Raw genomic sequence first — 13482 nt, forward strand, 5'->3', positions numbered from 1 at the left:
ATACATCTTTTTTGTTTTGAGAACCACAAAAGAAACATTTTAATAGAATTTCAGAAACCTTTTTCTTTTTATTTTACAAATTTAAACAGGCTCTAAAACCGATAAATTAGCTATTGAATATAACGATGCACACGCCGCTTTAAGAGGTTTTGCAAAGAGTGATGTTAATTCGTCAGTGGTGTTTTTGGCAGGTATGAATCCTCGGTTATATGCTTATTTAGAGGGTTTTAAAGGTTTTTATCCTGATAAAAATGGGCATATCAACAAGAAAATTATCTTAAAAGTAAGTGATTACCGTTCGGCGTTAATCCAAGGGAAATTTTTAGCAAAAAAAGGAATTTGGGTATCGGAATACCGCATAGAATCTGGTTTAAATTGTGGTGGACACGCCTTCGCAACAGATGGATATTTATTAGGGCCTGTTTTAGAAGAATTTAAAGTGAAAAGAGCTGAATTACAAGAGTCAATTCAAAGTTTGCTTTTTAGTGCTTTAGACAAAAAAGAATATGTAGTTCCAGAAACCGATTTAACTTTTAAAATATCGGCACAAGGAGGTGTTGGTACTGCCGATGAGCATCAATTTTTACTAGACCATTATCAGGTAGATTCTGTGGGGTGGGGAACGCCTTTTTTATTAGTTCCTGAAGCGACAACAGTCGATAAACAAACGCTAGAGAAATTAATTAAAGCCAAAGAAAAGGATGTTTATTTGAGTGATATTTCGCCATTAGGCGTGCCGTTTTATAATTTAAAAGGAAACACAAAAGACCTAGAAAAGCAATCTTTTATTGATAAAGGACGCCCTGGGAGTTCTTGCCCGAAAAAATTTATCGCTTTAAATAAAGAGTTTAACGAAAAAGGAGTTTGTACGGCTTCAAGGCAATTTCAGCATTTAAAAATAAAAGAATTAACGGCTCAAAACTTACCAAAAGAAGCTTATTACAAAGAATATTCAAAAATAATAGCCAAAAGTTGTACCTGTGTTGGCTTAGGAACTTCAGCTTTATTGGCGTACGGTTTAGACACCAAAACAGAAGGTGCTGGCGTGTCGGTTTGTCCTAGCCCTAATATTGCTTATTTTTCTAAAAAGATGAGTTTAAAGGAAATTACAAAAACTATTTACGGGCAATCGGCAAGTGTTACAAGCTTAGAAAGACCTAATTTATTTATCAAAGAATTGACTATTTATATTGATTATTTAAAAGATAAATTAAAAGAAACGCCTGCAGATGCTTCGCCGAAAGAAATTAAATATTTAAAAACTTTTGTCAAGAATTTAAAAGAAGGTTTGTTGTATTATAAAAACTTATTTAATACCAAATATCAAAGTGCAATATTACATTACCCAGCAGTTTTAGCCGATTTAGAATTAAGTAGCCAAAACATAAATAAAGTAGCTTTAGCTATAGAAAAATTATAAAAATACTTAGCGTCTGTTTTGAAGAATTTTAAACAGGCGCTAAATTTATTTAATGATTTATATCATGTTTTAAGGGGTTGCAAAATGATAATTTCGTGCTCTAATTATCTATTATGAAATTGAAGCAGACATTAAAGGAGAAAATTACAGCGCTTAAAAACAAAAAGAATGCCATTATATTAGCACATTATTATCAAGATACCGAAATTCAAGATATTGCAGATTATGTAGGAGACAGTTTAGGCTTGTCGCAAAAAGCAGCAGAAACAACCGCTGATATTATTGTGTTTGCAGGGGTTCATTTTATGGCAGAAACTGCAAAAATTTTAAATCCAACGAAAAAAGTTGTGTTACCCGATTTAAATGCGGGCTGTTCGTTAGCAGAATCTTGCCCTGCCGATTCCTTTGAAAAATTTGTTAGAAAACACCCAAATCATACCGTTGTTACTTACGTAAATTGTAGTGCTGAGGTTAAGGCGCTTACCGATATTGTTTGTACCTCGTCTAACGCTTTAAAAATAGTGGAATCTATACCCGCTGAAACGCCAATTATTTTTGCTCCTGATAGAAATTTAGGGAATTATATTATGCAAGAAACAGGCAGAGAGATGCTACTTTGGGACGGAAGCTGTGTAGTTCATGAAGCTTTTTCTTTAGATAAATTAGCCGAATTATGTCAGAAATATCCAGACTATAAAATTATTGCACACCCAGAATCGGAAGAGCATATTTTAAAAACGGCTACCTATGTTGGGTCTACCGCAGGAATGATAAAGTATGTAAAAGAACATCCAACAGGAAAATTTATCGTAGCAACTGAAGTTGGTATTTTACATAAAATGAAGCAAGAAGTTCCGATGGCTGAATTAATTCCCGCTCCTGTAAAGGAAGATACGACTTGTGCCTGTAGCGAATGTGCTTATATGAAGGTAAATACCATGCAGAAATTATATGATTGTTTAGCAACGGAAAGCCCTACAATAGAGGTTGATAAAACCATCCGTGAGCGTGCTTTAATTCCTATTCAACGAATGCTTGATATATCAAAATAAATGATTAAAACAAATTATTTAGTCATAGGGTCAGGGGTTGCGGGATTAACTTTTGCCGTAAAAATGGCGGAGAAATTCCCTGATAAAACCATTACCATAATTACCAAAGGAAACGAAGATGAATCCAATACAAAATATGCCCAAGGAGGCGTGGCGGTTGTTTTAGATAAAGACGAAGATTCTTTTCAAAAACATATTGCCGATACTTTAATTGCCGGTGCAGGGCTTTGCGATAAAAAAGTCGTTGAAATGGTGGTTAAACAAGGTCCGAAGCGGTTTAAAGAATTAGTGCTTTGGGGGGCTAATTTTGACACCGATAGCACAGGCGCTTTTGATTTAGCAAAAGAAGGTGGACATTCAGAATATCGGGTTGTTCATCACAAAGATATTACAGGATATGAGGTAGAAAGAGCCTTGTTAAAACGTGTGCATCAGTTAAAAAATGTAACCGTATTACCCCATTATTTTGCGATAGATTTAATTACAAATCATCAGTTAAAAACAGTAAAACCTTCCACTAAATTATTAAAAAATACCACAGAAAAATCTATAGAATCATCAACGGATTTAACCTGTTTTGGGGCCTATGTATTGAATCAAAAAACTTCCGAAATTTTTACTATAAAAGCTGATAATACCCTGTTAGCTTCGGGCGGCGTAGGAAGTGTTTATGGGCATACGACCAACCCTGTAATTGCTACAGGCGATGGTATTGCGATGGCATATCGTGCAAAAGCGACTATTTTAGATATGGAATTTGTGCAATTTCATCCTACGGTTTTATATCAAAAAGAACAAAATTCTTCTTTTTTAATTTCAGAAGCTGTAAGAGGTTTTGGGGCGTATTTACGCGATAAAAAAGGAAATCGTTTTATGCCTACTTATGATAAACGAGCAGAATTAGCTTCTCGTAATATTGTATCGCAGTGTATTTATAAAGAATTACAAAAATCGGGCGATACACAGGTGTATTTAGATTGCACACATTTAGATATCGAAAGTTTTAAAAATCATTTCCCTACTATTTATCAAAAATGTAAATCGTTACATATTGATATTGCTAAAGATTGGATTCCTGTAGTTCCTGCCTCACATTATATGTGTGGTGGAATAGTGGTTGATAAAAACGGAAAAACAGCGATTAAAAACTTGTTTTCTTGTGGTGAAGCATCAAGAACAGGGTTACATGGCGCAAATAGATTGGCGTCAAATTCGTTATTAGAAGCCTTGGTGTATGCCGATAATATTTATAAATTTCTAGCTAAAAATAGCCTAGAAGATGATAAATTGAATCAAATAAATCAAGAAAGTGATCGTATTCCTCAGTGGAAAGCTAAAAAAATAGTGTTTTCAGATAATGAAGATTTAATTAAACAATATGTAGAAGAATTACAGCAATTAATGCGTAATAATGCGGGAATTGTCAGAAGTAATGAAGGTTTAGAAAATGCTAAAATTAAATTAGCAATTTTATATAATAAAGTTGAAACATTGTATAAAAATTCAAAAATAAGTGTTCCGCTTTGTGAATTAAGAAACATGGTTAATGTAGCTCATTTAATTATTAATCAATCGGCAGCACAATCAGAAAATAAAGGTGGTCATTATAATATTGATCATATTTTAGCGCGTGTTTAAAAATTAAATAAAAACCAAATTCTCGTCCTGCTGAATTTATTTCAGTATCACATCAATAGGAGAACTACGGTAAATCAGGCTGCGATTTTCTGTTTTCCTGCGATAAAACTTTTTTTGATAAAACTTAAACAGGCGCTAAGTTAAATAGTAGGCCTCACAGGTTTTTAAAACCTGTGAGGTCTGTTTATTTTTGAGAGAATATTTTAACAGCTTGTTTCTTTTTAAATTGTTGGCTGAAAATTACCGCTATTGCAACTAAAAAAAGTAGGCTAACTGCAACTAAATATTCAGGGTAATAATTGATTAAATCAATATTTAACCAAACAACAATTCCTTTGTAAAAAATTACAATTTCGGTTAATAAAAAGCCTATTATATAAAAGAGTAGGCTTTTTTTTGATAGCTGTATCAATTGAAATTGCTGTAAAAAAACAAGCAATGAAATACTTACAATTCCTAAAAAATTAAAATGTAAATAGCCGATTATAAAATCGATATTTGAAAAGATAACAGCTGAAAAATAAGGAAGTGTTCCTACAAATTGAAAAATTAATTTCATCATAAAAAGTAGCACAACAACTTTTAATCCTTTAAAAAGAACTGGTGAAAAAATGTTTTTTATCTTTTGATAATCAGCAAGTAAATGCTTGCTTAAAATATAAAAAGCTATTCCTTGTAATAAAGTACCAAAACTAGCAATTAAATAGAGTATAAAACTTGGTTTGTCCCACAATAAGGAAATCCCGAAGGTTAATACAACGCCTATATTTAGCATCCAAAAAAATCGATTAAATATTTTTTTAGCAAGGATGATTTTATGTTTTTCTAAAATATAAAAAAACACGCCGAAAAGTGCTAAAATAAACCAGCCGTTGTATTGAAAATGAAGGTAAAAATAAATGGCATTTCGGTATAAACTGGAGCCACTTCCTACTGTTTTTATAATAATTCCTAACGCCCAAGGTCCTAAGCTTGAAATAATCATAAACCATAAGGCGATGCGAATACATTTGTATGAATTTGTTTGTTTTTGTATCGTTGAGCTGTGTTTGAAAAAGAGGTATCCGAAGAAATAAGAAGCTATTAAAAATAGGGTGGAAAATACAATCGAAAAAAATGCGTAGCCTGTAAATGGAAAGCTAATCAGCATGCCAATAATGGTTATTTGGGTTGCCCAAAATAATTGCTTGTAACGAGTGTGAAGTGTTTTTTTATCTAAATATAATTTAAAAATAAGCGTAGTTAAAGCAGTATAAACCCAACCTAGCAAAGCAACGTGAGAATGTGCATGTACCATAAAACGATAATTTATTGGCAGGTCAATTACTGCAAAAACACGAAGTAAAACGCCTAAAAAAGCAATTAAAATAAAATATCCTATGGCTATTTTACTGTGTTTTTGTAATAAATTAGAAGAAGTATTTAACGAGGTTTTCATACAGATAAAAGTACGTAAAAAGCACGTAAAAATTATGTAAAAATAGTTGAAAAATCATCTAAAAATAGAAGGTAATAAAAGGAGAATATTGTAAAATGAAGAATATCCGAAGAAAAAACAACGCATTTATTCGTTAAAATAAATACGTTGCTTAGTGTATTGAAAAAGGTTGTTTTTATTATTTAGAGGTAAATAAAGTTGGTTTGATAGTAACCATTAACCAAGCCCAGTTATTAGTATTGTTGTCAGATGTTCCTTTTAAAACTTCCATTCCTTGTGAAGCAAACATTTGAGAATATCCTGCTTTAAAACCGATTTGTTTGGTGAAGTTATATCCGTAAACAAGGTCAATTTCTGTACCTAATTGCTTAGAAACATTTGCATTAATATCGGCTGCTGCTGAAAAATTATGAACAAATGCCGTTAAGCCTGATTTTTCATTTAATTTGAAATTAGCTTTAGCATAAATATCTAATAAACCAACATTATTTCCGTGGTTTCCTACGTAAAAATAATCCATAAATCCATTGAATTTATGATTTGTTCCATATAAAGGTGTAAAAGCGTTGTTATCGCTAGTATTAGAATCGTAATCATTACCACTTTGTAATTCAATTCCTAGACCTAATTTTGTTTTGGTTGAAACGTTATAATTACCTTCTAAACCTACTAAATAAGCACTTAAATCCCTGTTCATTTTATCAGTACCAAATTGATAATATAAATTTGCAGCTACTTGTAAATTATTTTGCTTACTTTTTAAATGTGTACCAACAGTTTGACTGTATTTAATTCCATCAGTAGTTTCTAAACCATTATTTAATAGTAAAAAACTTGCTGATAAAGTACTCCAATCTTTATGTAACCAAGCATATTGCATAGCTTTATAGGTTTTTTCAGTTTCTAAAGTTCTTCCTGTTACATTTTCTTTTGATTGATTAAAAGCCAAACCTAAATCTAACTTAATTCCATCTCTTTTGTATTTAAAAACGGCAATATCATGGCTACGAGCTTGTTGTGCCCAACCTAGGTTACCTAAAATTCTGCTATCGTCATACAGGACTTCTTGACGTCCTAATTTTAACGAGTAATTTGGGCTTAATAACACTTCTGCCCAAGCTTGATGTAAGCTTAATCCGTTGGCATCGGTGGTGTTTAATTGAGGCACATCTCCCCAAACTCTAATATCTTGTACGCTTACATAAAAATTTAATTTTTCAATAGATTGAGAAAAATTTAAACGGGTTCTTTGCGAGGTAAATAAACCAGCGCTTTGATTGTCTTTGATTAGGGTTTTAAAACCGTGTCGATATTCTGAACGAGTACGAAGTTCAGCAGCTACTTTTAACTGTCCGTATGATATTGTTGTAATAAGAATTAATAATGCACTAAAAAGTTTATTTGTTTTCATAATGGTTTTGATTTCTACAACAAATTACAGTAGAAAGTAGTTTATAAAAAATGATAAAAGTCATAGTATGTAAATAGTGTTCGTTAATAAGAATTACAGTTTATCGACACTTATTGTTTAGATAACGATATATTAAGTAAATTTAACTTGTTTAAGATGAAATGTAAACGACTATGCTATACATTAGAACTAAATTTTATTAAATATTAGATGGGAAAAAAAATAAATGTTTTATTAATTGAAGATACTATTATTGAAATAATGAAAATGAAGCGTACTGTTTCATTTTTAGAATTACAACATACTATTACAGAGGCGAAAGATGCAGAAATAGCACTTAAAATTTTAGAAGAAAAAAGTAATTTACCTGATTTAATTTTACTAGATTTAAACATGCCAAAAATTAGTGGCATTGAATTTTTATCAATAATAAAAAATGATGACGCTTTAAAACACATACCAACGGTTATTTTAACAACTTCGGATAACCAAAAAGATTTAGAAGAGTGTTATAGAATAGGCGTTTCAGGATATATTTTAAAGCCTTTGAAATATGAGGATTATGTAGCTAAAATTGAAGTTGTTTTGTCTTATTGGAGCATCAATGAATTGAAAAAGTATTAAAAAAAATATGAAAGGAATCGTTTTTACAGAATTTTTAGATTTAGTAGAAGAAAAATTTGGGCTAGAGGTTGTTGATAAAATTATATCACAATCAACGTTAGATTCCCAAGGAATATATACAGCAATAGGAACGTATAGTTTTTCTGAAATGTTACAGTTATTACAACATTTAAGTAAACATAGTGGAATTTCTATAGATGATTTATTATTGCTATATGCAGAACATTTTTTTAGCGTTATTGAAAATAGTTACCCAGGGCTTTTAGCAACCTACAAAGAACCGATTGAAATGTTGGCTTCTATTGAAAACCATATTCACGTAGAGGTACAAAAAATATATCCTGATGCTGAATTGCCAACCTTTATTATAAAAGAAAGAACCGAAAACTCGTTAATAATGATTTATAAATCGAGTAGGGCGATGCATCATTTTGGCTTAGGATTAATGAATAAAACATTTGAACATTTTAATACAAGTGCTACTATTGTTTTAGAAAAAATAAAACAAGATGGTACGGAAGTTAAATTTATCATTCATAAAAATTAATGAGTAATCATCGAATAGATATATTAGAACGAGCTTTAAAAAGACAGAAAGCAGCAAGGAAAATAGCCGAGAAAATATTAGAAGATAAATCAAGAGAATTATATTTAATATCCGAAGAATTAAAGGCAACAAATATAAAATTAGAAGCATCATTAATAGAAAAATCATCGCAGTTAAAAGGTGTTTTTGATAATATTAATGATTCTTATTTAATAATGAGTTTATCAGGCGATGTTCTTAAAATGAACGATGCTGCAATTGCTCTTTTTGGGTATGATATTTCAAAAGAAAAATTAAATGCAAAAAATTTAATATATCCTGAAGATGCTACCTATGCTTTTGAATCGTTTTATAAATTGTACCATACAGGTTCTTTTTCAAATTATATAGCAAGGGTTTTAACGAAGGAAAAAGAAATTAAATGGGTGCAAATAAATGCAAGTTTAATTTATGATAAAAATGATAAAAAAATTGCAGCCCAAGGAATTATTAGAGATATAACAGCAACAAAACGAACAACAGAACTTATCGCAGAACAAAAAAAAGAGTTGGATGTTATTGTTGAAAATTCTTCTTTAGGAATTGCGCTTATACAACAAGGTCGTTTTTTAAAAACGAATCGAATGTTTCAAGAGCTTTTGGGGTATTCAGTAGCTGAATTTTCTAAATTAACAATTAAAGATATTTTTTTTAAAGGAGATTATGCTTTTTCTAAAGAGTATTTAGATAAAATGAATAGTGGCGCTATTGATAATTTTGTGTTAGAAAAAAAATACAAAAGAAAAAATGGTACCGTTTTGTGGGTAAAAGCAAATGTAAATGCCGTAAGAAATGCTGTTGGAGCCATAAAATATGAAGTGGTGCTTGTTGAAAATGTTACTTTAAAAAGAGAAAGAACATTGATTATTGATATGATTAATGATTTGGCTAAATCTATTTTAGGAAAAGATAATATTTATGAAATAGCTTGGGAGGTAACTCAAAAAATAGCAACTTATTTAGATTCGGAAGATTGTGTTATTTTTTTAGTAAATCATAAAAATAATACTTTAGAACAGGTTGCCTCACATCATTTGAAACTTGATAAAAAAAATATCAAAAAAAATAGTTTAAAAATAGGTAAAGGAATAGCAGGAAATGTAGCCAAATCGGGTAAGGCAGAGATTATAAAAGACACCTCTAAAGATGCTCGATATGTTATAGAAGGCGAGCGTCGGTTTTCTGAAATATCAGTACCTATAATAAGTGAAGGAAAGGTAATCGGTGTTATCGATTCAGAACATATAGATAAAAATTACTATACCCAAGAGCATTTAAATGTGCTAGAAAACATAGCTAGTTTAGTATCGATGCAATTAAAAAGTGCCATAAATAGAAGGCAACGAGAGAAAGCAGAAATAGAAAACTTAGAACTTTTAAGTCAGTTAGAAAAAAGTAATAATGAGTTAAACGAGTACGCACATATTGTTTCTCACGATTTAAAATCGCCATTAAGAAGTATTGATGCCTTAGTTTCTTGGATAAAAACAGATAATAAAGGAAGTTTTGATACGGCTACTTTAGCAAATTTTAAGCTAATAGAAGGTACTTTGCAAACCATGGAAAATTTGATTTCTAATATTTTAGAGTATTCAAGTGCAGGTACAGAAACAAGTGAAAAAAAACAGGTCGATTTAAATTTGATTATTAATACTTTAAGAGGATTATTATTTATTCCGGATCATATTTTGATTAAAGTACCACGAAAATTACCAATGATTAATGGTGATCCAACGAAGTTTCAGCAACTTTTTCAGAATTTAATTAGCAATGCGGTTAAATTTAATAATAAAGAAAAAGGATTGATTGAAATAGAATTTATAGAGCAAACGTCTTTTTATCAATTTTCAGTAAAAGATAATGGTATTGGAATTGACAAGAAATATCATGATAAAATTTTTAAAATTTTTCAAGCGCTTAATAAAAGAGAAGATTCTACGGGTATTGGGCTGTCTATTGTTAAAAAAATTATAGAATTATATGAAGGAACTATCTGGTTAGTGAGTAAGCCTGATGTAGGAACTACCTTTTATTTTACCATTAAAAAATAATATATGAAAACAGTTCAATTGCAAAAAATAAATGGAAGTTGGGAATATTTAACCACTAAAATAGTTTTAAAGAATCCGCTAGTATTGGTTTTTGGAAATCGATTTTTATTGGAAGATGAAAATATTTACAATGAAATTAGGGCTATTTTTAAGCAGGGTCATTTGGTTTTTGGATCAACTGCTGGTGATATATTTTCTAAAACAGTAGCTGATCAAAGTATTACAATTACAGCTATCGAATTTGAAAAAAGCACCTACGTAATTAAAAGAGCGAATGTTTTAAGTTCGGCAAATAAAACAGGTAGTTTTCAAATAGGTAAAGAATTAATACAGCAGTTTACTCAAGAAGGCTTAAGGTATGTTTTTTTAGTTTCAGAAGGGAGTTTTATCAACGCAAGCCAGTTAACAAAAGGTATGAATGCTGCTACTAATAATAATTTATTAATAACAGGTGCTTTATGTGCGGATGCTGCTAGATTTGAAAAAACAGTTTCATCTTACAATGAAAATCCAATATCGGGCGAAATAATAGCGATCGGTTTGTATGGCGAATCTTTAGAGGTTTCTTTTGCTATTAATGGAGGTTGGACACCTTTTGGTCCTGAACGAATTGTAACAAAATCAAAAGGAAATATTTTATATGAGTTAGATAATAAACCAGCCTTGAATTTATATAAAAAATATTTAGGTGATAAATCAAAAGAATTACCTGGTGCGGCGTTGTTATATCCACTAAAAGTAAAATCTACCAATAATAAACAATCTATTGTTAGAACTATTTTAAATATTAATGAAGCGGATAATTCAATGATTTTAGCAGGCGATATTTTAGAGAATTCGAAAGTGCAATTAATGATGACCAATGTTGATAATATTGTTAATGCCGCCGAATTAGCTGCTATAAATGCAAGTGAATTAAGAACTAAAAAAGCTGAATTAGCTATTTTAGTTAGTTGTATTGGACGCAAATTAGTTTTAGACCAAAGAGTCGAAGAAGAAGTGGAAGAGGTTGTAGAAGTGATAGGAACTCAAACGACTGTTTGTGGTTTGTATTCTTATGGCGAAATTGCTCCGTTTAATGGAGAAAATAATTGTCAATTACATAATCAAACAATGACGATAACATTAATTAGTGAATAATGAACTCTCTTTTAAAAAGACAAATTAGAAAATATTTACCTAAAAATTTACAATCGAATAAAGAATTAGTAACATTTTTAGATGCTATTGATAGGTCATATACCACTTCGGATGATCAATTTTTAATGCTACAAAGAGCCACGACAATAAGTTCAGAAGAACTTTTTGATGCAGGTGAAAAATTAAAAGAAGAAACAAATTCTCAGCGCAAGGTTATTGGTAAACTAAAAGGTGTTATTGATACGCTTAAATTTTATGATTTAGAAGATGGGTATTCTATAGAAAACACAGACTCCTTAAAATTAGTCGATTTAATTGATAATCAAACCAAAGAAATTATAAAAATAAATCAACAGAAAGATTTTTTATTAAAAAGTTTAGCACAACAAAATAAGGAGTTAAACGATTATGCACAGATGATTTCTCATGATTTAAAAACACCTTTGCAAAGTATTGAGGCTTTATCTGCTTGGTTTTTGGAAGATTATGGCAGTGTTTTAGGCAAACAAGGAAAACAAAGAATAGCCCTTATAAGAGATAACATTGAAAAAATAGACACCTTAGTAAGCGCAATTCATAAATATGCAACTATTGATAAAACAATAGCGAAAGGTGCTGTTTTAAAAATGGATAATTTACTAACTACCATAATTAATCAGTTAAATATTTCTAAAAAAACAATCATAAATATCCCTGAAAAACTTCCAGTTATAAAAGGAAATAAAAAAATATTAGAAGAATTGTTTTTGAATTTAATCGGAAATGCTATTAAATTTAATGATAAAGAAGTTAAAGAAATAACAATAGGTTTTTCTGAAAATACTGATTTTTGGGAGTTTTATGTAAAAGATAATGGCAACGGAATAGCTGAAAAGTATTTTGATAAAATTTTTACTGCTTTTTTTAAATTGGAAAATGATTATAAGTCAGCAGGTATTGGCTTAGCAATTGTTAAAAAAATTATACACGTTTATAACGGAAAAATTTGGGTAGTATCTCAATTAAATGTGGGAACTACTTTTAATTTTACAATTAAAAAATAATGATGGAAACACCTAATTTAGAATATATAGAAAAATTAGCAAGAGGAGATCAAGCTATTCGTAAAATACTCATAGAGGTAATAAAAGAAGAGTTTCCTGCCGAAAAAATAGCCTATTATAAAAGCTTAAAAAGTAAGGAATACAAAAAAATTGAAGAAAATGTACATAAAATTAAACATAAAATTAGTATTTTAGGTCTTGAAAAAAGTTATAAAATAGCGAATGAATTTGAACATAATCTAAGAGCGCTTACGTTAGATAAAGCGCCAGATTTTGAGAAAATTTTAATAGTTATTTCAAATTACTTGAAAACTATTTAAAAGTATGAATTGTATAATTGTTGATGATGAAAAAATGGCAAGAGTAGTACTTGGTACGCTCTGTAATCAAATAAAAAATTTAAACGTAGTAGGTGAATTTTCAAACGCAATGCAAGCTATAAAATTTTTAAACTCGCATGAAGTCGATCTTATTTTTTCAGATATTCACATGCCTGATTTTAATGGTTTAGATTTTATAAAAACACTTAAAAATCCGCCAAAAATAATTTTAACTTCTTCTGATCCTAATTTTGCTATCCAAGCTTTTGAATATGATTTTATTGTTGATTATTTATTAAAACCGATTGAATTGCCTAGGTTTGAAAAAGCAATGGTTAAAGCTCAAAATCATCAATTAAAAGAAGCAGTTTCAACCAGTTCAAAGCACACAGAATCAGTAGGGTCTTACAGCAATGATTTTTATATAAATATTGACAGACGACTTATTAAAATTGATTTACCAAGTATTTATTTGGTAGAAGCCAAGGGTGATTACATTCATATAAAAACAGAGACTAAAAACTATTTGGTACATTCTACCTTAAAAAAAATAGAAGAAAAACTGCCTGAATCGTTATTTTTAAAAGTACATCGTTCTTATATTATCAATCTTAAAAAAATTATTGATATTGAAGATAATAGCGTATTAATAAAAAGAGATGTAATTCCTGTTAGTAGATCAAAAAGACCAGAATTAATGAAGCGCTTAAATTTATTGTAAAAAGATAATTTATCTAACGAAAATTACATTTCAACGAC

Annotated in this window: 12 protein-coding genes; 10 read left to right on the plus strand and 2 right to left on the minus strand. The window is 29.9% G+C overall.

Features of this window, described 5'->3' with window-relative positions; all coding sequences use genetic code 11:
* Window positions 1–184: 184 nt before the first annotated feature.
* From AQ1689_RS12260 to nadB, 3 genes are all read left to right on the plus strand, one after another.
* Window positions 185–1420 carry a hypothetical protein gene (locus tag AQ1689_RS12260; protein WP_101956266.1) on the plus strand — a complete coding sequence of 412 codons (1236 nt, stop codon included), beginning with the start codon at window positions 185–187 and terminating at the stop codon, window positions 1418–1420.
* A 113-nt stretch (window positions 1421–1533) separates the two neighbouring features.
* Window positions 1534–2472 carry a quinolinate synthase NadA gene (nadA, locus tag AQ1689_RS12265; protein ID WP_101956267.1) on the plus strand — a complete coding sequence of 313 codons (939 nt, stop codon included), beginning with the start codon at window positions 1534–1536 and terminating at the stop codon, window positions 2470–2472.
* Window positions 2473–4110, plus strand: a complete 1638-nt coding sequence (nadB, locus tag AQ1689_RS12270; RefSeq protein ID WP_101956268.1) for an L-aspartate oxidase — start codon at window positions 2473–2475, stop codon at window positions 4108–4110.
* A 184-nt stretch (window positions 4111–4294) separates the two neighbouring features.
* Here nadB and AQ1689_RS12275 read toward each other — a convergent pair whose 3' ends face one another.
* Together AQ1689_RS12275 and AQ1689_RS12280 are read right to left on the minus strand one after the other, a co-directional pair.
* Complete coding sequence (locus AQ1689_RS12275; RefSeq protein ID WP_101956269.1) at window positions 4295–5548, minus strand: hypothetical protein; 1254 nt, start codon at window positions 5546–5548, stop codon at window positions 4295–4297.
* Window positions 5549–5726: 178 nt separating this feature from the next.
* Window positions 5727–6959, minus strand: coding sequence for an alginate export family protein (locus tag AQ1689_RS12280; RefSeq protein WP_101956270.1), 1233 nt, complete (start codon window positions 6957–6959; stop codon window positions 5727–5729).
* A gap of 210 nt (window positions 6960–7169) precedes the next feature.
* Between AQ1689_RS12280 and AQ1689_RS12285 the strand changes: the two genes are divergently transcribed.
* From AQ1689_RS12285 to AQ1689_RS12315, 7 genes are read left to right on the plus strand one after another with little or no spacing between them, the layout of a single operon-like run.
* Window positions 7170–7583 carry a response regulator gene (locus tag AQ1689_RS12285; RefSeq protein ID WP_101914249.1) on the plus strand — a complete coding sequence of 138 codons (414 nt, stop codon included), beginning with the start codon at window positions 7170–7172 and terminating at the stop codon, window positions 7581–7583.
* Between the two features lie 7 nt (window positions 7584–7590).
* The gene (locus tag AQ1689_RS12290) at window positions 7591–8130 is read left to right on the plus strand and encodes a heme NO-binding domain-containing protein (protein WP_101914248.1); all 540 of its coding nucleotides are present in this window, start codon (window positions 7591–7593) and stop codon (window positions 8128–8130) included.
* Window positions 8130–10220, plus strand: coding sequence for a PAS domain S-box protein (locus tag AQ1689_RS12295; protein WP_101956271.1), 2091 nt, complete (start codon window positions 8130–8132; stop codon window positions 10218–10220). Before AQ1689_RS12290 ends, AQ1689_RS12295 begins: the two co-directional genes overlap by 1 nt.
* Window positions 10221–10223: 3 nt before the next feature.
* Window positions 10224–11360, plus strand: a complete 1137-nt coding sequence (locus AQ1689_RS12300; protein WP_101956272.1) for an FIST signal transduction protein — start codon at window positions 10224–10226, stop codon at window positions 11358–11360.
* On the plus strand, window positions 11360–12403 hold the full coding sequence (locus tag AQ1689_RS12305) for a sensor histidine kinase (protein ID WP_101956273.1): 1044 nt from the start codon (window positions 11360–11362) through the stop codon (window positions 12401–12403). Before AQ1689_RS12300 ends, AQ1689_RS12305 begins: the two co-directional genes overlap by 1 nt.
* Window positions 12404–12405: 2 nt before the next feature.
* Window positions 12406–12723, plus strand: a complete 318-nt coding sequence (locus AQ1689_RS12310) for a histidine kinase (RefSeq protein ID WP_101956274.1) — start codon at window positions 12406–12408, stop codon at window positions 12721–12723.
* 4 nt (window positions 12724–12727) lie between these two features.
* A complete protein-coding gene (locus AQ1689_RS12315; protein ID WP_101914243.1) occupies window positions 12728–13444 on the plus strand; it encodes a LytR/AlgR family response regulator transcription factor in 717 nt (238 codons plus the stop codon).
* The last annotated feature ends 38 nt before the right edge of the window (window positions 13445–13482 follow it).

It is taken from the genome of Tenacibaculum finnmarkense (assembly GCF_900239185.1).
In the GTDB taxonomy this organism is placed as follows: domain Bacteria; phylum Bacteroidota; class Bacteroidia; order Flavobacteriales; family Flavobacteriaceae; genus Polaribacter; species Polaribacter finnmarkensis.

Excerpts from the sequence above, each read along its gene's own strand:
- nadA (WP_101956267.1), top strand. The coding sequence starts at position 1,534 with ATGAAATTGAAGCAGACATTAAAGGAGAAAATTACAGCGCTTAAAAAC.
- nadB (WP_101956268.1), top strand. The coding sequence starts at position 2,473 with ATGATTAAAACAAATTATTTAGTCATAGGGTCAGGGGTTGCGGGATTA.
- AQ1689_RS12275 (WP_101956269.1), bottom strand. The coding sequence starts at position 5,548 with ATGAAAACCTCGTTAAATACTTCTTCTAATTTATTACAAAAACACAGT.
- AQ1689_RS12280 (WP_101956270.1), bottom strand. The coding sequence starts at position 6,959 with ATGAAAACAAATAAACTTTTTAGTGCATTATTAATTCTTATTACAACA.
- AQ1689_RS12285 (WP_101914249.1), top strand. The coding sequence starts at position 7,170 with ATGGGAAAAAAAATAAATGTTTTATTAATTGAAGATACTATTATTGAA.
- AQ1689_RS12290 (WP_101914248.1), top strand. The coding sequence starts at position 7,591 with ATGAAAGGAATCGTTTTTACAGAATTTTTAGATTTAGTAGAAGAAAAA.
- AQ1689_RS12295 (WP_101956271.1), top strand. The coding sequence starts at position 8,130 with ATGAGTAATCATCGAATAGATATATTAGAACGAGCTTTAAAAAGACAG.
- AQ1689_RS12300 (WP_101956272.1), top strand. The coding sequence starts at position 10,224 with ATGAAAACAGTTCAATTGCAAAAAATAAATGGAAGTTGGGAATATTTA.
- AQ1689_RS12305 (WP_101956273.1), top strand. The coding sequence starts at position 11,360 with ATGAACTCTCTTTTAAAAAGACAAATTAGAAAATATTTACCTAAAAAT.
- AQ1689_RS12310 (WP_101956274.1), top strand. The coding sequence starts at position 12,406 with ATGGAAACACCTAATTTAGAATATATAGAAAAATTAGCAAGAGGAGAT.
- AQ1689_RS12315 (WP_101914243.1), top strand. The coding sequence starts at position 12,728 with ATGAATTGTATAATTGTTGATGATGAAAAAATGGCAAGAGTAGTACTT.